Source organism: Streptomyces sp. HUAS 31, from assembly GCF_028198125.1.
Classification (GTDB): Bacteria; Actinomycetota; Actinomycetes; order Streptomycetales; family Streptomycetaceae; genus Streptomyces; species Streptomyces chartreusis.
The window spans coordinates 1,840,259-1,862,821 of record NZ_CP116353.1; the positions used below are offsets into that span (position 1 = coordinate 1,840,259).

Annotated in this window: 24 protein-coding genes; 9 read left to right on the forward strand and 15 right to left on the reverse strand. The window is 70.6% G+C overall.

Translation table 11 applies throughout. The annotated features are described in order from the left end of the window. Positions 1-33: 33 nt before the first annotated feature. From PGH47_RS07985 to PGH47_RS07995, 3 genes are all read right to left on the reverse strand, one after another. The gene (locus PGH47_RS07985) at positions 34-759 is read right to left on the reverse strand and encodes a methionine ABC transporter permease (RefSeq protein WP_030967680.1); all 726 of its coding nucleotides are present in this window, start codon (positions 757-759) and stop codon (positions 34-36) included. Further along, complete coding sequence (locus PGH47_RS07990) at positions 756-1,790, reverse strand: methionine ABC transporter ATP-binding protein (protein ID WP_271662836.1); 1,035 nt, start codon at positions 1,788-1,790, stop codon at positions 756-758. The genes PGH47_RS07985 and PGH47_RS07990 overlap by 4 nt, the downstream gene beginning before the upstream one ends. Before the next feature lie 317 nt (positions 1,791-2,107). Continuing rightward, positions 2,108-2,755, reverse strand: a complete 648-nt coding sequence (locus tag PGH47_RS07995; protein ID WP_271662837.1) for an HAD family hydrolase — start codon at positions 2,753-2,755, stop codon at positions 2,108-2,110. A gap of 69 nt (positions 2,756-2,824) precedes the next feature. Here PGH47_RS07995 and PGH47_RS08000 point away from each other — a divergent pair, with 69 nt between their 5' ends. Both PGH47_RS08000 and PGH47_RS08005 read left to right on the forward strand, forming a co-directional pair. Then, entirely contained in the window at positions 2,825-3,184 is a 360-nt protein-coding gene (locus tag PGH47_RS08000) for a hypothetical protein (RefSeq protein ID WP_030967677.1), read from the forward strand. Continuing rightward, positions 3,165-3,608: a hypothetical protein gene (locus tag PGH47_RS08005; protein ID WP_376056940.1), complete on the forward strand. Its 444-nt coding sequence runs from the start codon at positions 3,165-3,167 to the stop codon at positions 3,606-3,608. Before PGH47_RS08000 ends, PGH47_RS08005 begins: the two co-directional genes overlap by 20 nt. 73 nt (positions 3,609-3,681) lie before the next feature. Here the strand turns inward: PGH47_RS08005 and PGH47_RS08010 are convergent, their stop codons facing one another. The 3 genes from PGH47_RS08010 to PGH47_RS08020 all read right to left on the reverse strand — a co-directional run bounded on the left by PGH47_RS08010 (position 3,682) and on the right by PGH47_RS08020 (position 5,977). Further along, entirely contained in the window at positions 3,682-4,179 is a 498-nt protein-coding gene (locus PGH47_RS08010; protein WP_271662839.1) for a GNAT family N-acetyltransferase, read from the reverse strand. Between the two features lie 45 nt (positions 4,180-4,224). After that, the gene (locus PGH47_RS08015; protein WP_271662840.1) at positions 4,225-4,734 is read right to left on the reverse strand and encodes a sigma-70 family RNA polymerase sigma factor; all 510 of its coding nucleotides are present in this window, start codon (positions 4,732-4,734) and stop codon (positions 4,225-4,227) included. Between the two features lie 73 nt (positions 4,735-4,807). Next, positions 4,808-5,977 carry a glycerophosphodiester phosphodiesterase gene (locus tag PGH47_RS08020; protein WP_271662841.1) on the reverse strand — a complete coding sequence of 390 codons (1,170 nt, stop codon included), beginning with the start codon at positions 5,975-5,977 and terminating at the stop codon, positions 4,808-4,810. Positions 5,978-6,342: 365 nt separating this feature from the next. On the opposite strand from PGH47_RS08020, the gene PGH47_RS08025 reads away from it, so the two are divergent. After that, positions 6,343-7,017 carry a lysophospholipid acyltransferase family protein gene (locus PGH47_RS08025; RefSeq protein ID WP_030967672.1) on the forward strand — a complete coding sequence of 225 codons (675 nt, stop codon included), beginning with the start codon at positions 6,343-6,345 and terminating at the stop codon, positions 7,015-7,017. Positions 7,018-7,224: 207 nt separating this feature from the next. Here the strand turns inward: PGH47_RS08025 and PGH47_RS08030 are convergent, their stop codons facing one another. From PGH47_RS08030 to argH, 4 genes are all read right to left on the reverse strand, one after another. Further along, positions 7,225-8,754: an MFS transporter gene (locus tag PGH47_RS08030; protein ID WP_271662842.1), complete on the reverse strand. Its 1,530-nt coding sequence runs from the start codon at positions 8,752-8,754 to the stop codon at positions 7,225-7,227. Continuing rightward, positions 8,751-9,317: a TetR/AcrR family transcriptional regulator gene (locus PGH47_RS08035; RefSeq protein WP_271662843.1), complete on the reverse strand. Its 567-nt coding sequence runs from the start codon at positions 9,315-9,317 to the stop codon at positions 8,751-8,753. Before PGH47_RS08035 ends, PGH47_RS08030 begins: the two co-directional genes overlap by 4 nt. Before the next feature lie 83 nt (positions 9,318-9,400). Next, positions 9,401-10,372, reverse strand: a complete 972-nt coding sequence (locus PGH47_RS08040) for an aldo/keto reductase (RefSeq protein ID WP_271662844.1) — start codon at positions 10,370-10,372, stop codon at positions 9,401-9,403. A gap of 98 nt (positions 10,373-10,470) precedes the next feature. Continuing rightward, entirely contained in the window at positions 10,471-11,904 is a 1,434-nt protein-coding gene (gene argH, locus PGH47_RS08045) for an argininosuccinate lyase (protein WP_271662845.1), read from the reverse strand. A gap of 274 nt (positions 11,905-12,178) precedes the next feature. Here argH and PGH47_RS08050 point away from each other — a divergent pair, with 274 nt between their 5' ends. The 6 genes from PGH47_RS08050 (at position 12,179) to PGH47_RS08075 (ending at position 17,554) form a co-directional block, all read left to right on the forward strand. Beyond that, positions 12,179-13,021, forward strand: coding sequence for a hypothetical protein (locus PGH47_RS08050; protein ID WP_271662846.1), 843 nt, complete (start codon positions 12,179-12,181; stop codon positions 13,019-13,021). A 115-nt stretch (positions 13,022-13,136) separates the two neighbouring features. Then, positions 13,137-13,724, forward strand: a complete 588-nt coding sequence (locus PGH47_RS08055; RefSeq protein ID WP_107909313.1) for a pyridoxamine 5'-phosphate oxidase family protein — start codon at positions 13,137-13,139, stop codon at positions 13,722-13,724. Between the two features lie 3 nt (positions 13,725-13,727). Beyond that, complete coding sequence (locus tag PGH47_RS08060; protein WP_271662847.1) at positions 13,728-14,429, forward strand: L,D-transpeptidase family protein; 702 nt, start codon at positions 13,728-13,730, stop codon at positions 14,427-14,429. Positions 14,430-14,543: 114 nt separating this feature from the next. Beyond that, entirely contained in the window at positions 14,544-15,926 is a 1,383-nt protein-coding gene (locus PGH47_RS08065; protein WP_185932602.1) for a ferredoxin reductase family protein, read from the forward strand. Positions 15,927-15,963: 37 nt separating this feature from the next. Beyond that, positions 15,964-16,758 (forward strand): FMN-binding protein, encoded by a 795-nt coding sequence (locus PGH47_RS08070; RefSeq protein ID WP_271662848.1) that lies wholly within the window; start codon positions 15,964-15,966, stop codon positions 16,756-16,758. A gap of 55 nt (positions 16,759-16,813) precedes the next feature. Further along, complete coding sequence (locus PGH47_RS08075; protein ID WP_271662849.1) at positions 16,814-17,554, forward strand: FAD:protein FMN transferase; 741 nt, start codon at positions 16,814-16,816, stop codon at positions 17,552-17,554. 83 nt (positions 17,555-17,637) lie between these two features. Here PGH47_RS08075 and PGH47_RS08080 read toward each other — a convergent pair whose 3' ends face one another. The 5 genes from PGH47_RS08080 to argC are packed head-to-tail and all read right to left on the reverse strand — an operon-like array spanning position 17,638 to position 22,483. Continuing rightward, complete coding sequence (locus PGH47_RS08080) at positions 17,638-18,183, reverse strand: arginine repressor (protein WP_125524811.1); 546 nt, start codon at positions 18,181-18,183, stop codon at positions 17,638-17,640. 19 nt (positions 18,184-18,202) lie between these two features. After that, positions 18,203-19,399 carry an acetylornithine transaminase gene (locus PGH47_RS08085; RefSeq protein ID WP_271662850.1) on the reverse strand — a complete coding sequence of 399 codons (1,197 nt, stop codon included), beginning with the start codon at positions 19,397-19,399 and terminating at the stop codon, positions 18,203-18,205. Beyond that, positions 19,396-20,310 (reverse strand): acetylglutamate kinase, encoded by a 915-nt coding sequence (gene argB / locus PGH47_RS08090; protein WP_269643388.1) that lies wholly within the window; start codon positions 20,308-20,310, stop codon positions 19,396-19,398. Before argB ends, PGH47_RS08085 begins: the two co-directional genes overlap by 4 nt. Further along, the gene (argJ, locus tag PGH47_RS08095; RefSeq protein ID WP_271662851.1) at positions 20,307-21,458 is read right to left on the reverse strand and encodes a bifunctional glutamate N-acetyltransferase/amino-acid acetyltransferase ArgJ; all 1,152 of its coding nucleotides are present in this window, start codon (positions 21,456-21,458) and stop codon (positions 20,307-20,309) included. The genes argB and argJ overlap by 4 nt, the downstream gene beginning before the upstream one ends. Beyond that, complete coding sequence (gene argC / locus PGH47_RS08100; RefSeq protein WP_271662852.1) at positions 21,455-22,483, reverse strand: N-acetyl-gamma-glutamyl-phosphate reductase; 1,029 nt, start codon at positions 22,481-22,483, stop codon at positions 21,455-21,457. The genes argJ and argC overlap by 4 nt, the downstream gene beginning before the upstream one ends. Between the last annotated feature and the right edge of the window lie 80 nt (positions 22,484-22,563).

The following is a 22,563-nucleotide window of genomic DNA, read 5'->3' on the forward strand; positions in this document are numbered from 1 at the left end:
CCCGTGGTGGTGTTACGGGGAGATCTGGGGAGCTCAGACGGTCTTGCCGGTGGCCGTGGATGCCTTCAGCAGCCGCAGCTTCGGCGCCGGGCCCGACTGGCCGCCGCGGCGGTGCAGGGAGCGGGCCGCGTAGTCGCCGGCGGACTGGATGAGGGAGATGACGACGGCGAGGATCGCGACGGTGATCCACATCAGCTCGGTCTCGAAGCGCTGGAAGCCGTAGCGGATGGCGATGTCGCCGAGGCCGCCCGCGCCGACCGTGCCGGCCATGGCGGAGTAGCCGATGAGGGCGACGATCGTGGTCGTGGTGCTGGCGATGACGGACGGCAGGGACTCGGGCACGAGGACCTTGCGCACCACGGTCCAGGTGTTCCCGCCCATCGACTGCACGGCCTCGACGAGCCCGCCGTCCACCTCACGGACGGCCGTCTCGACCAGGCGCGCGAAGAACGGGATGGCGCCGATGGCGAGCGGCACGATGGCGGCCTCACGGCCGATGGTCGTCCCGGTGACCCAGCGCGTGAAGCTCATCAGCGCGACCATCAGGATGATGAACGGCATCGACCGGGCGACGTTCACGATCTGCCCGATGACCTTGTTGGCGAGGACGTTCTGGAGCAGGCCGCCCCGGTCGGTGAGGACCAGCAGGATGCCGAGCGGCAGGCCGCCGACCACGGCGATGAGGGTGGACCAGCCGACCATGTAGAGGGTGTCCCAACACGCCTGCTCCAGCAGGGGCTGCATCTCGGACCAGGTCACTTGGCACCTTCCTTCAGCAGAACGGGCTCCTGGCCCAGTACGTCGATCTGGAGGCCCTGCTCGCGCAGGAAGCCGATCGGCACGACGTTGTCCTCGTAGCGGCCGGGCAGTTCGATGCGCATCCGGCCGACCTGGAGGCCGCCGACGGTGTCGATGGCGGCGCCGAGGATGGAGATGTCGATGTTGTAGGTCCGCGCGAGCTGGGAGATGACCGGCTGGGTGGCGGCCTCGCCGTGGAAGGTGACGTCGACGACGGTGCGGTCGTCCGCGGAGGCTTCACCGGCGACCGGGAAGAGCGCCGAGGCCAGCTCGGAGCCGGGCGTCGCGAGCAGCTCGCTGACGGTGCCTGACTCGACGACGCGGCCGTTCTCCATCAGCGCGGCCGAGTCGCAGATCGACTTCACGACGTCCATCTCGTGGGTGATGAGCAGGACGGTCAGGCCCAGCTGCCGGTTCAGGTCGCGCAGCAGCTGGAGGATGGAGCGGGTGGTCTCCGGGTCGAGGGCACTGGTGGCCTCGTCGGAGAGCAGCACCTTGGGGTCGCCGGCGAGGGCGCGGGCGATGCCGACGCGCTGCTTCTGACCGCCGGAGAGCTGGGCGGGGTAGGCCTTGGCCTTGTCCGCGAGGCCCACGAGGTCGAGGAGTTCGAGCGCCTTGCGGGAGCGCTCCTTGCCCGACCTGCCGAGGATCTCGAGCGGCAGCTCGACGTTGTCCTGGACCGTCCGGGAGGACAGCAGGTTGAAGTGCTGGAAGACCATGCCGATACGGCTGCGCGCCTGCCGCAGTTCCTTGCCGGCCCGGGGGCCGCGTCCGGCGAGGGCGGTGAGGTCCTGTCCGGCGACGGTCACCGTGCCGGAGGTGGGGCGCTCCAGCAGGTTGACGCAGCGGATGAGCGAGGACTTGCCGGCGCCGGACTGGCCGATGACGCCGTACACCTCGCCTTCGCGGACGTGCAGATCGACGCCGTCGAGGGCGGTGACCTCGCGGCCGCGTGAGCGATAGACCTTGGTCAGGCCTGATGTCGTGATCACAGGGGGTTCCGTCACTGTCGAGTACGCGGGCGTGGGTGTGCCCTGGTACGGGAGGGAAGTCATGCGCGGGCAACTCGGTCTCGTACGGCGTCAGGCGTACGGACGTGCCACGGCGGCTCGCTTCGGGGCGCGAGGCTCAGGAGTGGTGCGGGGGCCCTCTAGAAGGCGCGCATTCGACACATACAACGAGCACCGGGCGTCATGGTCGCCTCGGTCGCAGTGGTGCGGCAGCTCGTCGTGGTCATGCGATCAGTAAATCAGACGTATTGCGTTGACCAAGAACCGCTGTCCGCATTGCGGACAGCGGTGGACAGTCCTCAGTCGCGGACGGAGATCTCCACTCGCCCGTCGCTGACCAGCGCGGACAGGGCCGACAGGTCCTTCACGACGAGGTCGGCGTCGACCTCGTCGGCCTGGTGGGTTGTGGTCAACGCCACGGTGGTCATGCCGGCGGCGCGACCGGCCGCGAGACCGGCGGGGGCGTCCTCGAAGACGACGCAGTCGGCCGGGTCGACGCCCAGTTCACGGGCGGCGAGGAGGTAGGGCTCGGGGTCGGGCTTGCCGCGGGTGATGTCGTCGGCGGTGATCATCGTCTTGGGGAGGATGCCGACGGCGTCGAGCCGGGCCTCGGCGAGGCGGCGGGTGGCGGAGGTGACCACGGCCCAGCGGTCGGCGGGCAGGGAGTCGAGGAATGCCTTGGTGCCGGGCAGCAGTTGCACGCCGTCGTTCGGCACGTCCTCGACCTCCATCGCCTCGATGCGTGCCAGGGCCTGAGGCACGACGTCGGCGGGCAGCAGTTCGGCGACTATCTCGACGGCCGGACGTCCGTGCAGCTCGACCCGGCCGAACTCCTCCGTGATCCCGTACTCCTCGGCCCACCGCGCCCAGCAGCGGTCCACGGAGGCGAGGGAGGAGACGAGAGTGCCGTCGTTGTCGAAAAGGAGGGCATGTGCACGGATCTTCATGCCCCCGACCCTACGGTGCCGTCCGGGGGCGGCCGCATCAGGTCTTTTGGGCCGTAATAGGCTCGCCGCATGTTTGATGCCCTGACGCTGGTGACCGGGGTCGCCGCGCTGTTGCTCGCCGCCTGGTGCGGCTGGGCGGCCTACCGTGACCAGCCCACCAAGGACTGGCACTTCATCGGGATGGCCGTGGTGACGCTGCTGGCCCTGGTGCAGCTGGTGGTCGGGATCGTGCAGCTGGCGCGGGGCGAGAAGCCGGAGCAGGGCACGACGATCTTCGTGGCGTATCTGCTGGGGTCGTTCGCGTGTGTGCCCGCCGCCGGCTTCATGTCGCTGGCCGAGCGGTCCAAGTGGGGTTCGGTGACGGTCGCCGCCGGCGGTGTGGTGCTGGCCGTGCTGGAGGTACGGCTCTATGACATCTGGGGAGGCTGAGGTGGCCGTGAGCGAGGACAGGCCGACGCGGCTGATCAGCGGGCCCGGGGTGCTGCTGGTGTGGCTGTACGGCGTGATGGTCGTCGGGGCCGTGTCGCGGTCGGCGTACCAGATCGCGACGGAGTTCGACCGGGCGCCGCTCGCCTATTCGCTGTCGGCGGTGGCGGGCATCGTGTACGGGTTCATCACGTACACGCTCGTCAGGGGTGGGGAGAAGGCCCGCAGGGCTGCGCTGGTGTGCTGCGCCGCGGAGTTGCTGGGCGTACTGACGATCGGCACGTGGACGTTGGTCGAGCCGTCGGCGTTCCCCGATGCGACCGTGTGGTCGGACTTCGGCATGGGGTACTTGTTCATTCCGGTGCTCTTGCCCGTGACCGCGCTGTTTTGGCTGCGCAGGCGTGCGCCTCACGAGGCTGCCGCCTGAGGTTCTCAGGCGGCCCACCGCTCGTCGTGGCTTGTCGCGCAGTTCCCCGCGCCCCTAAGACAGGGCGTCGCAGTCACGCTGTTGTCGCGTATACCCCGGCCTGCTTCTCCAGGACGATCATCGGGACGCCGTCCGCGCCCTTGGACGTGCCCACCGCCTCGTAGCCGACCTTGCGGTACAGGCGGAGGTTGCCCTCGCTGCGGTGGCCGGCCTCCAGGCGGAACCGCTTGGCGCCGCGCTGCTCGGTCAGGGCCGCCTCCGCCGCGCGCAGCAGCCTGGCGCCGATGCCGTGGCCCTGGAGGCGGGGGTGAACGATGAGCTTGCCGATGGCGGCGGCGCCGTCCGCGGTGACGCTGCCGCGCACCGAGCCGACCACCTCTTCGCCGAGCCGTGCCACGAAGACGCAGTCCCCGGTCACCTCGGCACGGACCGAGTCCAGGGTTTGGACGAGCGGGTCGATGCGGTAGTTGCCATACAGCGCCGCTTCGCTCTGGAAGCACAGGTACTGCAACCTGAAGATCTGCTCCGCGTCCCGCTCGGTCGCCGCAGAGATGGTCACGCTCATGCCCATGTGCGCACGCCTCCCGCTCACCTGATCGCCTGTTGTCCCCCACTCCTATCCCCGCGCACTGCGGGCCGCAACCTCCGGCGTGAGCAATCGGCGCAGACATCCCAGGCATCTGGAACGTTCCGGGCCGAGACTGCCCTGTGAGATACCCAACTCCCCCGCGATTTCCCGGTATGTCAGGTCGTTCGGCGAGAGCAGCGCCTCCATGAGACGGGGGCAGCGGCCGGGCAGCCGGCGGACCGCGTCGCGCAGGGCCCGGTGCCGGGCGGCGGCCAGGGCGAGGTGCTCGGGGTCGTCGCGATCGGTGTCGGCGGCGGGCTCGCTCTCGTACGGCCGCTCGCGCCGCGTCGTACGGCGGCTGCGGCGGGCCTCGAAGCGGACGGCGCTGCGCAGCCAGCGGTGCGGATCGGCGGGCGGGCCGTCGGAGTCGAGGCGTTCCAGGAGGCGGAGCCAGACCGCCTGTTCCAGGTCGCCCGGCTCCGCTCCGGAGGCGGGTGCCTCGGCACGGGCCTCCGCGACGAGCAGCGGGCGCAGGGCGGAAACCAGGTCGTCCCTCATATCCGGCACGACGCGGCCGCCCGGGCGGAGGTTGCCCGGGCGGCCGGCGGTCACCCCAATCGGGGCGGGAGGCTCAGCCGTTGACGAAGTCCTCGCGGGCCAGCAGGCCGGTGTCGGGGTTGTCGGTGAAGACACCGTCGATACCGGTCGCGAAGTACGTCCGGTAGGCGCCGAAGACGTCGCCGTAGGCGTCCGCGTCGGTGCCCTTGCGAAAGTTCGCGGGCAGGAAGGGGTTCTCGTTGCGCATCGTGTAGGGGTGCAGGATCAGCCCGACCTTGTGCGCGTCCGCCACCAGCGTGGTGGGCGTGGTGAGGTTGCCGGCCGCGTCCTTCGGGATGACCAGGTCCAGGGTGGGGCCGATGCCCTGGGCGTAGGAGGCGATCTCCCTGAGGCCGGCCGGCTTGACCAGGTCGGCGACGGTGCGCGGGTCGCCCGTCTCGACGAAGTCCCAGGGGCGGGAGGTCGCGCCGGAGAGCAGGACCACCAGCGGGTTGTCGACCAGCTTGTTCAGGCGCTGGATGCTGGTCGGTTCGAAGGACTGGAGGATGACCGGCGAGTTCCGCCTGTCGCGGCCGTACTTGTGCAGCACCTTGGCGACCCGCTCCTCCAGGGCGAGGCCCTGCTTGCGGAAGTAGGTGGGGTGCTTGAGCTCGGGGTAGATCCAGACCTGCTTGCCGCGTTTGCGGGTCTGCTCGTCCTGCCAGCGCAGGACCTCCTCGAAGGTGGGGATCTCCCAGCGGCCGTTGTAGAGGGTGTTGTGCGGGCGGTTGACCGGGATGCGCTCGGTCGCGCGCAGGGTCTTCAGCTCGGCGAGCGTGAAGTCCTCGGTGAACCAGCCGGTCGTGGCGACGCCGTCGAGGGACTTCGTCTTCCTGCGGTCGGCGAACTCGGGGTGGTCCGCGACGTCGGTCGTGCCGCCGATCTCCGGCTCGTGCCGGCAGACCAGATGGCCGTCCCTGGTGGGCACCAGGTCGCCCGCCTCGACGATGTCCGCGCCCATGTCGAGGGCCAGCTGGTAGGAGCCGAGGGTGTGCTCGGGCCGGTAGCCGCTGGCGCCCCGGTGGCCGATGATCGTCGGCTTCGGCAGGCTCTTCACTCCACCGCCACCACCACCGTGCCGGGTCTCCGCGGCCTTCGCCGTACCGGACAGCCCGAGGACCGCGCTGCCCGCGCCGAGCACGGCCGCGCCGAGAAGCTTCCGCCGTCCGGTTACCGCCGTCTGCTCGTTCTCCTGGGTTCCCATGAGCGCCCTTCCTGCCTTCTCCTCGTCGATGCGGGCCGATCGTAGGTGCGCGTCCATGACAGGGGGGAGACCTGGGGCGTAACTCGCGGGGGACTCCGGATGTCGCATGAGAAAGGCGAGGTGACGACGCGTCGGATTCGACGCGGACCCGCGGGGCACCCGCACAGGGTGCCCGTGAGCGATGTCCGTCACACGTTGCGCCCGTGTTACGGAGGGTCGGCCTCGCGTCACCGCAGGTAAAAGTGCGTCAACGGCGAGTAAGACCTCGGTGAAGTCGGCCCACCCGATGTGCGGTACCCCCTGGACCGCGAGTATCGTCCTCACCTGCACAGACATCTACGAATCCCTTGACACCGGAGGGCCCGTTGTCCCGCTTCGCGCTCATCAAGGCAGTGCTCGGACCGATCATGCGCCTGATGTTCCGCCCGCAGGTGGAGGGCGCCGAGCACATTCCGGGCGACGGCCCGGTCATCCTGGCCGGAAACCACCTCACCTTCATCGACTCGATGATCCTTCCGCTGGTCTGCGACCGTCAGGTGCTGTTCATCGGCAAGGACGAGTACGTCACCGGCAAGGGCTTCAAGGGCCGCCTGATGGCCTGGTTCTTCACCGGCGTCGGCATGATCCCGGTGGACCGGGACGGCGGCCGGGGCGGTGTGGCGGCGCTGATGACGGGGCGCCGGATCCTGGAGGAGGGCAAGGTCTTCGGCATCTACCCCGAGGGCACGCGCTCCCCCGACGGGCGGCTCTACCGGGGCCGTACCGGCATCGCCCGGCTGACGCTGATGACCGGCGCGCCGGTGGTGCCCTTCGCCATGATCGGCACGGACAAGATCCAGCCGGGCGGGGCGGGCATGCCGCGGCCGCGCAAGGTGACCGTGCGGTTCGGCGAGGCCATGGAGTTCTCCCGGTACGAGGGCATGGACCGGGACCGGTACGTGCTGCGGGCGGTGACCGACTCCGTGATGGCGGAGGTCATGCGGCTGTCGGGGCAGGAGTACGTGGACATGTACGCGAGCAAGGCCAAAGAGGCGGCGTAGCTCCGCCGGTTGGGCCGGGGGGTTCGTGGGGCTTTCGGCCGTCGGTCGTCTGCGGGGCTGTCGTGGCTTGTCGCGCAGTTCCCCGCGCCCCTATGGGGCGCTTGCCGCGCCCATGCGGCGGAGCCGCACATCGTTACAGCCCCGCGCCCCTATGGGGCGTCACTACGGCGGGCCGCCCCTTTGGCGGCCCGCCGTTCGTGTACTTCGCTACGACGCGGTGTTCTCCAGGCGCTGGCCCCTGAGGAGGAACCAGGCCGCCACCGCTGCTGCCAGCAGGACTGCCGCGCCCGCGCCCGCCGCGATCGCCAGGCCGTCGACGAATGAGGTGCGGGCCGCGTCGAGCATCGCCTCGGACGTCTGGGCCGGCATGCCCGCCGCCGCCTCCACCGCGCCGCCGAGGGACTCGTGGGCCTCGGGCGGGGTGCCCGCCGGGCCGGTGAAGTCCCGGTAGACGCCGGTCACGATCGAGCCGAGCACCGCGATGCCGAGCGCCGCGCCCAGCTCGTACGCCGTCTCCGACACCGCGGAGGCCGCGCCCGCCTGCTCCTTCGGTACGGAGGAGAGGATCACGTCGGACGTCACCGTGAAGGAGAAGCCGGCGCCGACGCCGACGACCAGGAGGGCGGTGCCGAGCAGCGGGTAGCCCGTGGAGCGGTCGATCACGGTGAGCACGGCCAGGGCGAGGCCGATCGCCGCGAGACCGCCGGAGACCACGGCCCGTACCGAGAAGCGGCGGGCCACACGACCGGCGATCAGACCGGCCACGACCGCGCCGATCGCGGCCGGCAGTTCGGCGAGGCCCGCCTCCAACGGACCCCTGCCCTGCACGAGTTGCAGGAACTGGGAGAGGAAGAAGACCAGGCCGGACAGGCCGAGGATGGTCAGCAGGTCGGCCAGGACCGCGCCGCTGAAGCCGCGCCTGCGGAACAGCCGCATGTCCAGCAGCGGGGCCGGCAGGGTGAGCTGGCGGCGTACGAAGCCGTACAGCGCGGCCGCGCCCAGCAGGCCCGCGGCCAGCGTGACCGAGGTGAAGCCGTGGGTCGCCGCCTCCTTGACGGCGTACACGACGGCGATCATGCCGACGAGCGACAGAACGACGCTGATCAGGTCCCACGGTCCGGGGCTCGGGTTGCGGGACTCGGGCAGCAGCTTGATGCCGACGAGGACCAGGACCACCATCACCGGCAGGTTGATCAGGAAGACCGAGCCCCACCAGAAGTGTTCGAGCAGGAAGCCGCCGACGATCGGGCCGACGGCGGTACCCGCGGACGCGGTCGCGCCCCAGATGCCGATGGCGAGGCTGCGCTCGCGCGGGTCGTGGAAGAGGTTGCGGATCAGGGCGAGGGTCGCCGGCATCAGGGTCGCGCCGGCGACACCGAGCAGGGCCCGGGCGACGATCATCATCTCCGGGGTCGTCGCATACGCGTTGAACACGGATATCGCGCCGAACGCCGTGGCGCCGACGAGCAGGATCCGCTTACGGCCGATGCGGTCACCGAGGCTGCCCATGGAGACGAGCAGACCGGCGATCACGAAGGAGTAGACGTCGCCTATCCACAGGAGCTGGGTGCCGGAGGGCTTCAGGTCCTCGCTGATGTAGGGCGTCGCAAGGCCGAGGACGGTCGCGTCGACGGCCACCAGCAGCACGGCGAGCACGAGGACGGACAGCGCCAGCCAACGGCCGGGGCGCTTCGTCACCGCCTCGGTCGGGTTCGCCGTCTGCACGGTGCTGGTCATGATTCCTCTCTCGGTTGTGCGGGGTGACGTAGTGCGCCGCCGAGCAGCAGCTCGACGATCATGTGCGTGAAGTCGTTGCGGGCGACCCTGCCCTCGGCGACCGCCCAGGCTCCGGAGCCGAGCAGGCCGTAGAGCGCCTCGGTGAGCCAGACCGCGCTGAGGTCGATGCGGAACTCGCCGCTCTGCTGGCCGCGTCGGAAGAGCGCGGCGATGCGTTCGTCGATCCGCGCCCAGCCCGCGTTCTGCTCCTCGCCCTCGAACAGCTGGTTCTCCGTGTAGAGGAAGGCGAGCAGTCCGGCCGAGGGCTCGATCTCGCGGACCAGTCGGTGCACGGCGTCCCGGGCCGGCCCCTCGTCCGGGCGGGCGGCGTCCAGCGCGGACTCGCACTCGGCGATGCCGAGCGACTCCAGGGCCCGCACCAGCGCGTCACGCCCGGCGAAGTGCCGGTGCAGGGTGGCGCGGCTGATCCCGGCGGCCTTGGCGACCTCGTCCATGGTCGCGGTGGCTTTGCGGGTCAGCAGGGCCGCGGCGGTGCGCAGCACATGATCACGATCGACGGCCATGAGACAAGAGTAGCGCATGTGAGACATTGATGTCTCACATTGGGCATGCGTGACTCATAGCCGCTGATCAACGGGGTTCTACGTCAGTGCCAGGGCAGCTGCCCGCGCCGCTCCCAGTACGCGCCCGGCTCCTCGGCCAGAGCGGCGAGCCGCTCCAGCTGGGCCTCGTCGAGGTCCACGGCGGCGGCGTGCAGGTTGGACACGAGCTGGACGGTCGTCGCGGCACCGGAGAGGACCACGCCGGCCCAGGGCTCGCGCAGGATCAGGGCGAGCGCGACGGCGTCGCAGCCCAGGGAGACCTCCTCGGCCACGGCCTTCAGCGCGTCAGGCGCGTACGGGTCCGCGAGCCGCCCGTTGGCCATGCCCTCCTTGACGATCACGGTGAGCCCGGCGTCGTGCGCCTCGGCGAGCGCGGGGGCGGCCGAGGTCTCCAGGGCGTTGTACGTCGACTGGACGGTACGGAAGAGGGGCTCGCCGTCGACCGTCACCGCGAGGGCGGCACGGATGGCGTCAGCCTGGGCGGGGCCGCTGGTGGAGAAGCCGACGGTGAGACCGGCCGCCGCCGCTTCGGCGAGCCTCGCGTGGAGGTCCTTGTCGGTGAGGGCGGGGCTGTCCGGGGTCACCGAGTGGATCTGGTAGAGGTCGAGGCGGTCGCCGAGGAGTTCGGCGGACTCGGCGCGCTGACGCTCGTACGTCGTAAGACCGTGGTCCTTGACCTCGTGCTTGTCGGCGTCGGTCGTCCAGTCCGCGGTGTAGGTGTAGCCCCATTTGCTGCCCACGACGATGTCGTCGAACGCGGGGCGGGCATTGAGCCAGTCGGCGAGGAACTCCTCCGAGCGGCCGTAGGAACGGGCGACGTCGAAGTAGCGGACGCCCTGGGCGTAGGCGGCGTCGAGGAGTTCGTGGGTTCGGGTGCGCAGCGATTCGACGCTGCGGTCGTCCCCGAGGTCGGTCTCCCGGCCGAGGTTGATATAGCCGGGGCGGCCCACCGCGGCGAGGCCGAGCCCGATGTGGCAGGTCGGGGTGGTTGCTGTCGCCAGTCGGGCGAAGGGCATCGCGGGCTCCGTTCGGTCGGCTCCGGTACCGGATTCCGATCAACGTACCCCGCGATGCCCCTGGCAATCGGAGCGCGGTTCGCGTGGCGGCGTCGCCCTCAGCCCTGCTTCTTGGCCGCCGCCCACTCGTGCTGGGCCGCCACGTCCTGCTTCACCTCGGCCAGCTGGACCGCCACCGCGCTCGGCGCCGTGCCGCCGCGGCCGTTCCTGGAGGCCAGGGCACCCGGCACGTTGAGGACCGTGCGCACCTCCGGCGTCAGGTGGGCGGAGATCTTCGCGAACTGCTCGTCCGTCAGGCCGTCCAGTTCCTTGCCCTCGGCCTCGGCGACCTTCACGCACTCGCCGGCGACCTCGTGGGCGACCCGGAAGGGGACGCCCTGCTTGACCAGCCACTCGGCGATGTCGGTGGCGAGGGAGAAGCCTGCCGGGGCCAGTTCCTCCATGCGCTCGCGGTTGACGGTGAGGGTCGCCATCATGCCGGTGAAGGCGGGGAGCAGGACCTCCAGCTGGTCGCAGGAGTCGAAGACCGGCTCCTTGTCCTCCTGGAGGTCACGGTTGTAGGCGAGGGGCAGCGCCTTGAGCGTGGCCATGAGGCCCGTCAGGTTGCCGATCAGCCGCCCGGACTTGCCGCGCGCCAGCTCCGCGATGTCCGGGTTCTTCTTCTGCGGCATGATCGACGAGCCCGTCGAGAACGCGTCGTGCAGGGTCACGAAGGAGAACTCCTTCGTGTTCCAGATGATGACCTCCTCGGCGATCCGGGAGAGGTTCACGCCGATCATCGCGGTGATGAAGGCGAACTCCGCGACGAAGTCACGCGAGGCCGTGCCGTCGATCGAGTTGGCGGCCGACCCGTGCTCGAAGCCGAGGTCCTTCGCCACCGCCTCCGGGTCCAGACCGAGGGAGGAGCCGGCGAGGGCACCCGAGCCGTACGGCGAGACGGCCGTGCGCTCGTCCCACTGCCGCAGCCGCTCGGCGTCCCGGGACAGCGACTGCACATGCGCGAGGACGTGGTGGGCGAAGAGCACCGGCTGGGCGTGCTGCAGGTGGGTGCGGCCGGGCATGGCCACGTCCGGGTGGGCCTCCGCGAGGCCGACGAGTGCGTCCTGGAGGTCGGCGATCAGGCCGCCGACGATACGGGCGTGGTCCCGGAGGTACATCCGGAAGAGGGTCGCGACCTGGTCGTTGCGGGACCGGCCCGCGCGCAGCTTGCCGCCGAGGTCCGGGCCGAGGCGCTCCAGCAGGCCCCGCTCCAGGGCGGTGTGGACGTCCTCGTCGGCGATCGTGCCGACGAACTCGCCGGAGGCCACGTCCGCTTCCAGCCGGTCGAGGCCCTCGATCATCCGGGTCAGTTCGTCCTGGGTGAGGAGCCCCGCCTTGTGCAGCACGCGCGCGTGCGCGCGGGAACCGGCGATGTCGTACGGCGCCAGCCGCCAGTCGAAGTGGACGGACGCGGACAGCTTGGCCAGGGCCTCGGCGGGACCGTCGGCGAAACGGCCGCCCCAGAGCCGTACGTCACCGCTGTTGCTGCTCACTCGCTGCGCTCCTCGGGAGGTCTGGGTGTGGCACCGCCTCCCCGTGGCGTGAAACGGGGAGGCGGTCGTCAGGCTAGTGCGCACTCAGCACGCTCACCATGCATTGACATGCATGAGTATGCAGAGTGCTGCATGATTCGTCAATTCGGGTCGGGTGCGGTGGAAATTCCGGTGCGCTCTTTGAACGCGAGAAACCGCTTACCCGTACTTCTCGCCGAACGCAGGCGCCGCGTTCGCAACCGACGACACCCCCGAACCCGAGTGAGGCATCCGCATGTCCAGGGCTCTTCCGAAGTACAACAAGCGTCGCGTCGCGTTCATCGGCGGCGCCGCCGCGGTGGCGCTGTCCGGCACGGTCATCGCCGGGTTCGCCCTCGCCGGGGAGACGTCCCGGAACGGTGGTACGAACGCCCGCACGCTCGCCGGGCCCGGCACCATCTCGTGCCCGGACGTGAGGTCGAAGCTCCCCGCCGTTCCCGCGACCGCGCGGGCCGAGGTCGACCGCAACCTCGCGCTGCTCGACACCCAGATCCGGGAGGCCGACAAGCGACTGGTCGACACCGTCGGACAGGGCGGGCCGAACTTCGTCCAGAACGCCATCCTCGGCCCCCTCAAGGACAAGCGGGTGGCGACGGTCAACCGCATGGCGACGGCCATCGGCCGCACGGCCGCCAGACCGCAGGGCCTGGAGGCGCTGGCACCGTGCACGCTCAACACGGGCGGGAACGCAACCGCGGCAACCCCGAAGGCGACGCCGACCAAGCAGGCCGGCGGCAACACCGGCACCAGCGGGAATGCCGGCAACTCGGGCAACACCAACGCCGTCGGCACCATCTCCTGCCCGGACGTGAGGTCGAAGCTCCCCGCCGTTCCCGCGACCGCGCGGGCCGAGGTCGACCGCAACCTCGCGCTGCTCGACACCCAGATCCAGGAGGCCGACAAGCGACTGGTCGACACCGTCGGACAGGGCGGGCCGAACTTCGTCCAGAACGCCATCCTCGGCCCCCTCAAGGACAAGCGAGTGGCCGCGATCGACCGCATCGCCATCTCCATCGGCCGTACGGCGGCGAAGCCGCAGGGCCTGAACTCCCTGGCCGCCTGCACGCTCACCAAGTGACGTGACAGGCGCTGTGGCCGCCCCGCTGAACGCCGGCCGGGGCGGCCACGGACGGGTCAACCGGACCCCGGAATTCCTTAGACAGGCGAACGATCCCGGTCCATACTCGGTTGACGTGGGAAAAACTTATGAACGCATAGACGGCCGGCTGCGCACGTTCATCGAGGAGCAGCCGCTCTTCTTCACCGCGACGGCTCCGCTGTCCGCCGACGGCACGGTCAATCTCTCCCCCAAGGGCCTCAAGGGCTCGTTCGTCATCCTCGACGAACTGACGCTGGCCTACCTCGACTTCGCAGGCTCCAACGCCGAGACCATCGCGCATCTGCGGGAGAACGGCCGGATCACCCTCATGTGGTGCGCCTTCCAGGGCCCGCCCAACATCGTGCGGGTGCACGGCCGGGGCGAGGCGGTCTTCCGCGACGACCCCCGGTTCAAGGAACTGCTCGGGCACTTCCCCGACATCGACCCGTCGCTGCACGGGCTGCGCGCGATCATCCTGGTGCGGGCCGATCACATCCGCGACTCCTGCGGGTACGCGGTCCCCCTGATGACGTACGACGAGGACCGCGATCTGCACGGCAAGCGGTTCGCGCGGGAGGACGACGAGTCGCTCAGCGCGTACTTCGCCAAGAAGGACTACATCGCGACCAGCCTAGATGGCCTACCCGGCGTGCCGTTGCCGCTGCCTCCGTCTAGCTTCTGAGCCATGCGCCCCGGTGTCGTCGCCCTCGCTTCCGCGTCCCTCCTCGTGCTCGGCGCCGCGCCGGGTGAGGGCCCGCCCCGGCCGCTGCCCGCGCGCATGGCCGACACCGGCGGCGGCAGCCAGCTGATCACCGCCGTCGCACCGCGGGCCGGCTCGACGTCGGGGACGGTGACCTGGTGGAACCGGGCCGGCGGGCGCTGGGTGAAGGCCGGTTCGGCGTCGGCCCGGTTCGGCGCGAAGGGGCTGGTCCGGGGGACGAAGCGCAGGCAGGGCACGAACACGACACCGACGGGGCTGTACGGGCTGCCGTACGCCTTCGGCATCGAGAAGGCGCCGCGCGGGACGACGTACAGGTACCGCCGTGTGCACCAGGGGTCCTGGTGGTGCCAGGACAACGACTCCCGTGCCTACAACCGGTGGAGCGAGCCGCGGTCCCGTGACTGCCGGGCGGCCGAGTCCGAGCACCTGATCTCCTACGGGGCGCCGTACGCGCACGCGCTCGTCATCGGCTTCAACTACGACCGTCCGGTGAAGGGACGCGGCGCCGGGATCTTCCTCCATGTGAAGGGGCGCGGAGCGACGGCCGGTTGTGTGTCGGTGTCGCGGGACGCGATGCGGCGGATCCTGAAGTGGGCCGAGCCGAAGCGCCGACCGCACATCGCGATCGGCACGGCGGGCGGCGCCACGGCGATCACCCGGTACTGACCGGCACAGAGCCACCACCACCGAACAACCACCGCTGAACACACGGACCTCCCCGCACGTATCTCAGGGCCAAGGGACCACGCCACCCCCCTTGCTCCCGTCCCCGGAGGAACCGTGACCACCACGATCGCGGGCGGCCGTGCCGCCCGACGCCAGACGATGCGCCGCATCCGACCGCGCCGCTCCCCGGCCGTTCCGCTGGTGATCGCCCTATGGGCGGGCGCCGCCGCCGTGCTGTGGCTGTGGTGGGACAACACCCCGTCCCTCGCGGACAACACCGCCAAGATCATCGCCGCGGGCCGGATCACCGGTCTGCTCGCGGGTTACCTGATGGCGCTCGTGGTGCTCCAGATGGCGCGGGTGCCCGCGCTGGAGCGGCGGGTGGGCTCGGACCGGGTCGCGCGCTGGCACGCGATGAGCGGCCGCTACACGGTCTGCCTGGTCATCGCGCACGTCTTCCTGATCATGTGGGGCTACGCGCTCCAGGCCGGGAAGACGCTCGGCGGCATCGTCCAGCAGACGATCGACTCGATCAACACCCTGCCTGACATGGGCAAGGCGGCCATCGGCACCGGTCTGCTGTTCTTCATCGCGCTCATCTCGATCGGGGGCATCCGCCGCCGGATCCCGTACGACACCTGGTACCACGTGCACCTGCTGACGTACGCCGCGGTGTTCCTGACGTTCTGGCACCAGATCACCACCGGCAACGAGTTCGCCGTCGAGCCCACCGCGAAGACCTTCTGGTACGGGCTGTACGGGGCGGTGACCGCGGCCGTGCTCTGGTACCGGGTGATCACCCCGATCCGTCTGAACCTGCGGCACCGGATGTACGTCGAGGCGGTCATCGAGGAGACGCCGGGCATCGTGTCGGTGCTGATCGGGGGGCGCAAGCTGCATCGGATGGGCGCGGAGGCGGGGCAGTTCTTCCGCTGGCGGTTCAAGGCGCCGGGCATGCGGTTCAGCTCCCACCCGTACTCCCTGTCGGCGGCGCCGCGCCCCGACATGCTGCGGATCACCGTGAAGGCGATCGGCGACCACACCTCCCGCCTGCGGGATCTGAAGCCCGGCACCAAGGTGTGGGCGGAGGGTCCGTACGGCGCCATGACCGCCCAGCGCCGCAGCCGGGGCAAGGTACTGCTGGTGGCGGGCGGCGTCGGCATCACACCGATGCGGGCCCTGTTCGAGACGCTGCCGGGCGCGTCCGGCGACATCACGCTGCTCTACCGGGCCAACAGCACCCAGGACCTGGCGCTGTGGGACGAGCTGGCGAAGATCGCCGACGAGCGCGGCGCCCGGCTGATGTACGCGGTCAACAGCCCCGACGGCGAGCGGCCCGACATCTCGGCGGAGCGGTTGCAGCAGAAGCTCCCCGACATCGACAAGCACGACGTGTTCATGTGCGGGCCGACCGGCTTCGCACAGTCCGTCTACGAAGCACTGCGCGACGCGGGTGTGCCTGCCCGCCGCATCCATCACGAGTCGTTCGAGATGTGAGCGACGGGACTTCAAGACTTCAGGAGCTGTAGAAGCCATGAGGAAGAGTCACCCCATCCGGCGAGTCGTGCTGGCCGGAGCGGCCACCGTGTCCGGGATCGTGCTGCTGCTGTCGCTGAAGCCGGCGTCCGACCCGGGTTCCGCGCAGGCGGCCGGCGTCGGCGCACCGCCGGCCGCCTCGGCCCAGGGCGGCGCCCAGGCGGCCGGGTCCGGCACGGTCACCGGTGAGGCGGCGCAGACGCAGTACGGCGCCGTGCAGGTGCGGTTGACCGTGAGCAACGGGAAGATCACCCGGGCCGAGGCGGTGCAGGCGCCCAAGGGCGGGCAGAGCGACCGGATCACCGCGAACGCCGTGCCGAAGCTGAACCAGGCGGTCGTCGCCGCGCAGGGCGCCGACATCGACGCGGTGTCCGGGGCCACCTACACGAGCGCCGGCTACAAGGAGTCCCTCCAGTCCGCGATCGACAAGGCGAAGGCGGCCGGCGGCTCTTCACAGGGCTCGGGTTCGCAGGGCTCCGGCTCCGAGGGCTCCGGCTCGCAAGGTTCGGGCGCCGCGCAGGCCAAGACCGTCACCGGCAGCGTCGCGCAGACCCAGTACGGCGCGGTCCAGGTCCGGATCACGGTCAGCGGCGGGAAGATCACCCAGGCCGAGACGGTGCAGGCGCCCAAGGGCGGGCAGAGCGACCGGATCACCGCGAACGCCGTGCCGAAGCTCAACCAGGCGGCCGTGACCGCCGGCAGTGCCGACATCGACGCGGTCTCCGGGGCCACGTACACCAGCGCCGGCTACAAGGAGTCGCTCCAGTCGGCGCTGGACCAGGCCGGTGGCTGACACGGTGGCGGAACCGACACAGGCTCCCGCCGCGGTACGTCGGGCGGAGGAGGTCATGGGGACGGTCGTCTCCTTCGACATCCGCGGCGGGGATCCCGATGCAGTGCGGTCGGCGCTGGAGGAGGCGGTCGCGGGGCTGCACCGGGTCGACGAGGTGTTCAGCACGTACCGCGACGGCAGCCAGATCTGCCGGCTGGCGCGCGGGGAGCTGACCATCGACGAGTGCGACCCGGAGGTGACCGAGGTCCTGGACCTGGGCGCCGAGGCGGAGCGGCTCAGCGAAGGCTGGTTCAGCACGACCTACGAGGGCCGTTTCGACCCGACCGGCATCGTCAAGGGCTGGTCGGTCGAGCGTGCGGCACGCCGCCTGGCGGACGTCCCGGGCGTGACCGGCGTCAGCGTCAACGGCGGCGGCGACGTCCAGCTCCTGGGCACACCGGGCCCTCAACGCCCTTGGCGTGTGGGCGTGTCCGACCCGCTTCGCCCCGGCGGCCTGGCAGCGGTGATCTCCGCCGCCGGGCTGAACGAACTGGCGGTGGCCACCTCCGGCACGGCGGAGCGCGGCGCCCACATAGTCGACCCGCGCACGGGCCGCTCCGCGGTGACGGACCTGGTGGCCGTGACGGTGGTGGCCCCTCGACTCACCTGGGCGGACTGCTGGGCGACAGCAGCCTTCGCGATGGGTTCACGCGAGGGCCTGACCTGGCTGGAGTCCCTCCCGGACGTGGAGGCCCTGCTGATCACGGCGGGCGACGAGGTGCGGTGCACGGGGGGCTTGGCGGCTCGACTCGGGTGACCGCCCCTACCCAGGGGCGCGGGGAACTGCGCGACCGGGCACAACGCAGCCCGGAGTCGGCGGCGCACCTGCCACCACCCCGCTCAGTGCCCGTTCTGAGCCAGCCTCAACAAATGATCGGCGAGAGCCTGACCCCCCGTGGGGTTCCGGCTGATCAGCAGCAACGTGTCGTCACCGGCGATCGTCCCCAGAATGTCGTGCAGCTCGGCCTGGTCGATGGACGAGGCCAGGAACTGCGCGGCCCCCGGAGGGGTGCGCAGGACCACGAGATTCGCCGAGGCCTCCGCGGAGATCAGCAGCTCCTGCGACAGCCGCCGCATCCGCTCCTCCTTCGCCGACTCCCCCAGCGGCGCACGGGGGGTCCTGAAACCCCCCTCGCTCGGCACCGCGTAGATGAGGTCGCCGTCGTTGTTGCGGATCTTCACGGCGTTCAGCTCGTCGAGGTCCCGGGAGAGCGTCGCCTGAGTGACGCTCAGCCCGTCGTCGGCGAGCAGCTTCGCCAGCTGGCTCTGCGACCGCACCGGCATCCGGTTGAGGATGTCGACGATCCGGCGGTGGCGGGCGGTGCGGGTCTGCGGTACGGCAGGCCCTGCGACCCCGTTGTGCTCGTGGTCCTGCGCCTGACTCATCGTCGTCCCATTCTCCGGATCATGCGTCCCCGTCGGCCGTGTCGGCCCCGTCCAGGATGCCGGGAAGGGCCTGAAGAAGCGCCTCCACTTCGTCGTCCCCGAGGTTCAGGGGCGGCATGAGCCGTACGACATCGGGGGCGGGCGCGTTCACCAGGAATCCGGCGTCCTGAGCCACCTGCTGCACCTTGGCGGCGAGCGGCTCGGTGAGCACGATACCCAGGAGCAGGCCCGCACCCCGGACATAATCGATCAACCGGTGATCGAGAGCGTCGATTCCGTCGCGCAACTTCTCGCTCTGCTGCTTGACGTTCTCCAGCAACCCCTCGTTCGCGATGGTGTCCAGCACGGCCAGACCCGCGGCGCACGCGACGGGGTTTCCCCCGAAGGTCGTCCCGTGGTGACCGGGCTGGAGCAGCTCCGCCGCCCGGCCGAACGCGACCGTCGCGCCCAGCGGCAGCCCACCGCCGAGCTGCTTGGCGAGGGTGACGACGTCCGGCAGGACACCTTCGCTGGCCTGGTAGGCGAACCAGTGCCCGGTGCGCCCGGTGCCGGTCTGCACCTCGTCCAGGACCAGCAGCGCACCGGTGGCGGCGGTGATCGCCCGCGCCGCCTTGAGGTAGCCGGCCGGCGGGACCACGACGCCGTTCTCGCCCTGGATGGGTTCGATGATCACCAGGGCCGTCTCCTCGGTGACGGCCGCGGCCAGCGCCTGCGCGTCGCTGTAGGGCACGTGGGTGACGTCGCCCGGCAGCGGCAGGAACGGGTCCTGCTTGGCGGGCTGGCCGGTGAGTGCGAGAGCGCCCATGGTGCGGCCGTGGAAGCCGCCGTCGGTGGCGACCATGTGGGTCCGCCCGGTCAGCCGGCCGATCTTGAACGCGGCCTCGTTGGCCTCGGCACCGGAGTTGCAGAAGAAGACCTTGCCGTCCCGGCCGAAGAGCTGGAGGAGCCGCTCGGCGAGGGCGACGGTCGGCTCGGCCATGAAGAAGTTGGAGATGTGGCCGAGTGACGCGATCTGCCTGCTCACGGCGTCGACGATCGCCGGGTGGGCATGGCCGAGCGCGTTGGTGGCGATGCCGCCGACGAAGTCGAGGTACTGCCTGCCGTCGGCGTCCCAGACCTTCAGGCCCTCGCCGCGCACGAGAGGGAGCCGCGGGGTGCCGTAGTTGTTCATCAGCGAGCCCTGCCACCGCTGGGCGTACTCCTGATTGACGGTCATTCGGCGTCCCCCTCTGGCGCGTCCGGCACGACCATCGTGCCGATTCCCTCGTCGGTGAAGATCTCCAGCAGGATGGAGTGCTGGACCCGGCCGTCGATGACGCGGGCGGTGGTCACGCCGCCCCGGACGGCATGCAGACAGCCCTCCATCTTCGGCACCATTCCGGAGCTCAACTCCGGCAGCAGCTTCTCCAGTTGGGAAGCGGTGAGGCGGCTGATCACCTCGTCGCTGTTGGGCCAGTCCTCGTAGAGGCCCTCGACGTCCGTGAGGACCATGAGGGTTTCGGCGCCCAGCGCGGCAGCGAGTGCCGCAGCCGCCGTATCAGCATTGACGTTGTAGACATGTCCGTCGTCCTGGCTCCGGGCGATCGACGAGACGACCGGGATACGGCCGTCGGCCAGCAGGGCCTCGATCGCGCCCGTGTCGATGTCGGTGATCTCGCCGACCCGTCCGATGTCGACGAGTTCGCCGTCGATCTCGGGCTGGTGGCGGGTGGCTGTGATGGTGTGGGCGTCCTCGCCGGTCAGGCCGACGGCGAGCGGGCCGTGCTGGTTGAGCAGGCCGACGAGCTCGCGCTGCACCTGTCCGGCCAGCACCATCCGTACGACGTCCATGGCGTCCTCGGTGGTGACGCGCAGGCCGGCCTTGAACTCGCTGACGATGCCGTGCTTGTCGAGGGCGGCGCTGATCTGCGGGCCGCCGCCGTGCACTACGACGGGCTTGAGGCCGGCGTGGTGCAGGAACACCACGTCCTGCGCGAACGCGGCCTTCAGCTCCTCGTCGATCATGGCGTTGCCGCCGAACTTGATGACGACGGTCTTGCCGTTGTGCCGGACCAGCCAGGGCAGCGCCTCGATGAGGATCTGGGCCTTCGGGAGCGCGGTGTGCTTCCGCGCGGGTGCGTTGCTCATGACGAGTAGGCGCTGTTCTCGTGGACGTAGTCGGCGGTCAGGTCGTTGGTCCAGATCGTGGCGGTCTCGGAGCCCGCGGCGAGGTCGGCGACGATGTGCACCTCGCGGTAGCGCATGTCGACCTTCTCCCGGTCCTCGCCGACGCCGCCGTTCTTGCAGACCCAGACGCCGTTGATGGCGACGTTGAGCTGCTCCGGCTCGAAGGCGGCCTTCGTCGTCCCGATCGCGGAGAGCACCCGGCCCCAGTTGGGGTCCTCGCCGTGGATGGCGCACTTGAGGAGGTTGTTGCGGGCGATGGAGCGGCCCACCTCGACGGCGTCGTCCTCGGTCGCGGCGTTGATCACCTCGACCTTGATGTCCTTGCTCGCGCCCTCGGCGTCCCGGATCAGCTGCTGGCCGAGGTCGTCGCAGACCTGGCGTACCGCCTCGGCGAACTCCGCCTGGTCCGGGGTGACTTCGGAGGAGCCGGAGGCGAGCAGCAGCACGGTGTCGTTGGTGGACATGCAGCCGTCGGAGTCGACGCGGTCGAAGGTCGTGCGGGTCGCGGCCCGCAGCGCCCTGTCCAGATCGTCGCTCCCGACGACCGCGTCCGTGGTGAGCACGACCAGCATGGTGGCGAGGCCGGGGGCGAGCATGCCCGCGCCCTTGGCCATGCCGCCGACGGTCCAGCCTCCCCTGGTGACGACGGACGTCTTGTGGACCGTGTCGGTGGTCTTGATGGCGATGGCGGCCTTCTCGCCGCCGTGCTCGCTCAGGGAAGCGGCCGCGGTCTCGACGCCGGGCAGCAGCTTGTCCATCGGGAGCAGGACGCCGATCAGACCCGTCGAGCAGACGGCGACCTCGATCGCGCCGCGGCCGAGCACTTCGGCGACCTTCTCGGCGGTGGCGTGGGTGTCCTGGAAGCCCTTCGGGCCGGTGCAGGCGTTGGCGCCGCCGGAGTTCAGCACGACGGCCGAGATCTGGCCGCTCCTCAGCACCTGCTCGGACCACAGGACCGGGGCGGCCTTGACGCGGTTGGAGGTGAAGACGCCCGCGGCGGCGCGGCGGGGACCGTCGTTGACCACGAGGGCCAGGTCCGGATTGCCGTTCTCCTTGATCCCGGCGGCGATGCCTGCCGCCCGGAACCCCTTTGCTGCCGTGACACTCACGGTGCGACTCCGATCGTGGAAAGCCCGGTGTTCTCGTGAAACCCGAGGGCGATGTTCATGCTCTGGACGGCACCACCGGCCGTGCCCTTGGTGAGGTTGTCGATGGCGCTGATCGCGATGATGCGGTTCGCGGCGGCGTCGAACGCGACCTGCACCTGAACGGCGTTCGAACCGTAGACGGACGCCGTGGCGGGCCACTGCCCCTCGGGGAGGAGGTGGACGAAGGGCTCGTCGGCGAACGCCTTCTCGTACGCGGCGCGGACCGACTCGGCGGTGACGCCGTCCTTGGCCTGCGCGCTGCACGTGGCGAGGATGCCGCGGGGCATGGGCGCGAGGGTCGGCGTGAAGGAGACGGAGACCCGCTCCCCCGCCGCCGCGCTGAGGTTCTGGATCATCTCGGGCGTGTGCCGGTGACCGCCGCCGACGCCGTACGGCGTCATGGACCCCATGACCTCGCTGCCCAGCAGGTGCGGCTTGGGCGCCTTGCCCGCGCCGGACGTGCCGGAGGCGGCGACGATCACGGCCTCGGGCTCGGCGAGCGAGGCGGCGTAGGCCGGGAAGAGGGCGAGCGAGACGGCGGTCGGGTAACAACCGGGCACCGCGATGCGCTTGGACCCCTCCAGCGCAGCGCGGGCACCCGGCAGCTCGGGAAGGCCGTACGGCCAGGTGCCGGCATGCTGGGAGCCGTAGAACCGCTCCCAGTCGCCCGCGTCCTTCAGCCGGAAGTCGGCGCCCATGTCGACGACCAGCGCGTCCGGGCCGAGCTGCTCGGCGACGGCCGCGGACTGCCCGTGCGGCAGGGCGAGGAAGACGACGTCGTGCCCGGCCAGCACCTCGGGCGTGGTCTCCTGGAGCACGCGGTCGGCGAGCGGCAGCAGGTGCGGCTGGAGCGCACCGAGTCGCTGCCCGGCGTTCGAGTTGCCGGTCAGGGCGCCGATCTCGACCTCGGGGTGCGCCAGGAGCAGGCGCAGCAGTTCCCCGCCCGCATACCCGCTCGCTCCGGCCACCGCCGCACGTACCGCCATGGAATCCTCCTCCTAGATGGCATGACTATACGTTTCGCCGCAGTTTTATGCAATCACTGATCGCCGGGACGGGGGCTCCG

Coding starts and splice junctions, on each gene's coding strand:
- PGH47_RS08010 (WP_271662839.1), bottom strand. CDS start 4,179: ATGGGCATGAGCGTGACCATCTCTGCGGCGACCGAGCGGGACGCGGAG.
- PGH47_RS08085 (WP_271662850.1), bottom strand. CDS start 19,399: ATGACCGTCAATCAGGAGTACGCCCAGCGGTGGCAGGGCTCGCTGATG.
- PGH47_RS08020 (WP_271662841.1), bottom strand. CDS start 5,977: ATGGGAACCCAGGAGAACGAGCAGACGGCGGTAACCGGACGGCGGAAG.
- PGH47_RS08000 (WP_030967677.1), top strand. CDS start 2,825: ATGTTTGATGCCCTGACGCTGGTGACCGGGGTCGCCGCGCTGTTGCTC.
- PGH47_RS08060 (WP_271662847.1), top strand. CDS start 13,728: ATGCGCCCCGGTGTCGTCGCCCTCGCTTCCGCGTCCCTCCTCGTGCTC.
- PGH47_RS08040 (WP_271662844.1), bottom strand. CDS start 10,372: ATGCCCTTCGCCCGACTGGCGACAGCAACCACCCCGACCTGCCACATC.
- PGH47_RS07995 (WP_271662837.1), bottom strand. CDS start 2,755: ATGAAGATCCGTGCACATGCCCTCCTTTTCGACAACGACGGCACTCTC.
- PGH47_RS08080 (WP_125524811.1), bottom strand. CDS start 18,183: ATGAGTCAGGCGCAGGACCACGAGCACAACGGGGTCGCAGGGCCTGCC.
- argB (WP_269643388.1), bottom strand. CDS start 20,310: ATGAGCAACGCACCCGCGCGGAAGCACACCGCGCTCCCGAAGGCCCAG.
- argC (WP_271662852.1), bottom strand. CDS start 22,483: ATGGCGGTACGTGCGGCGGTGGCCGGAGCGAGCGGGTATGCGGGCGGG.
- PGH47_RS08005 (WP_376056940.1), top strand. CDS start 3,165: ATGACATCTGGGGAGGCTGAGGTGGCCGTGAGCGAGGACAGGCCGACG.
- PGH47_RS08070 (WP_271662848.1), top strand. CDS start 15,964: ATGAGGAAGAGTCACCCCATCCGGCGAGTCGTGCTGGCCGGAGCGGCC.
- PGH47_RS08030 (WP_271662842.1), bottom strand. CDS start 8,754: ATGACCAGCACCGTGCAGACGGCGAACCCGACCGAGGCGGTGACGAAG.
- PGH47_RS08050 (WP_271662846.1), top strand. CDS start 12,179: ATGTCCAGGGCTCTTCCGAAGTACAACAAGCGTCGCGTCGCGTTCATC.
- PGH47_RS08035 (WP_271662843.1), bottom strand. CDS start 9,317: ATGGCCGTCGATCGTGATCATGTGCTGCGCACCGCCGCGGCCCTGCTG.
- PGH47_RS08075 (WP_271662849.1), top strand. CDS start 16,814: ATGGGGACGGTCGTCTCCTTCGACATCCGCGGCGGGGATCCCGATGCA.
- PGH47_RS08015 (WP_271662840.1), bottom strand. CDS start 4,734: ATGAGGGACGACCTGGTTTCCGCCCTGCGCCCGCTGCTCGTCGCGGAG.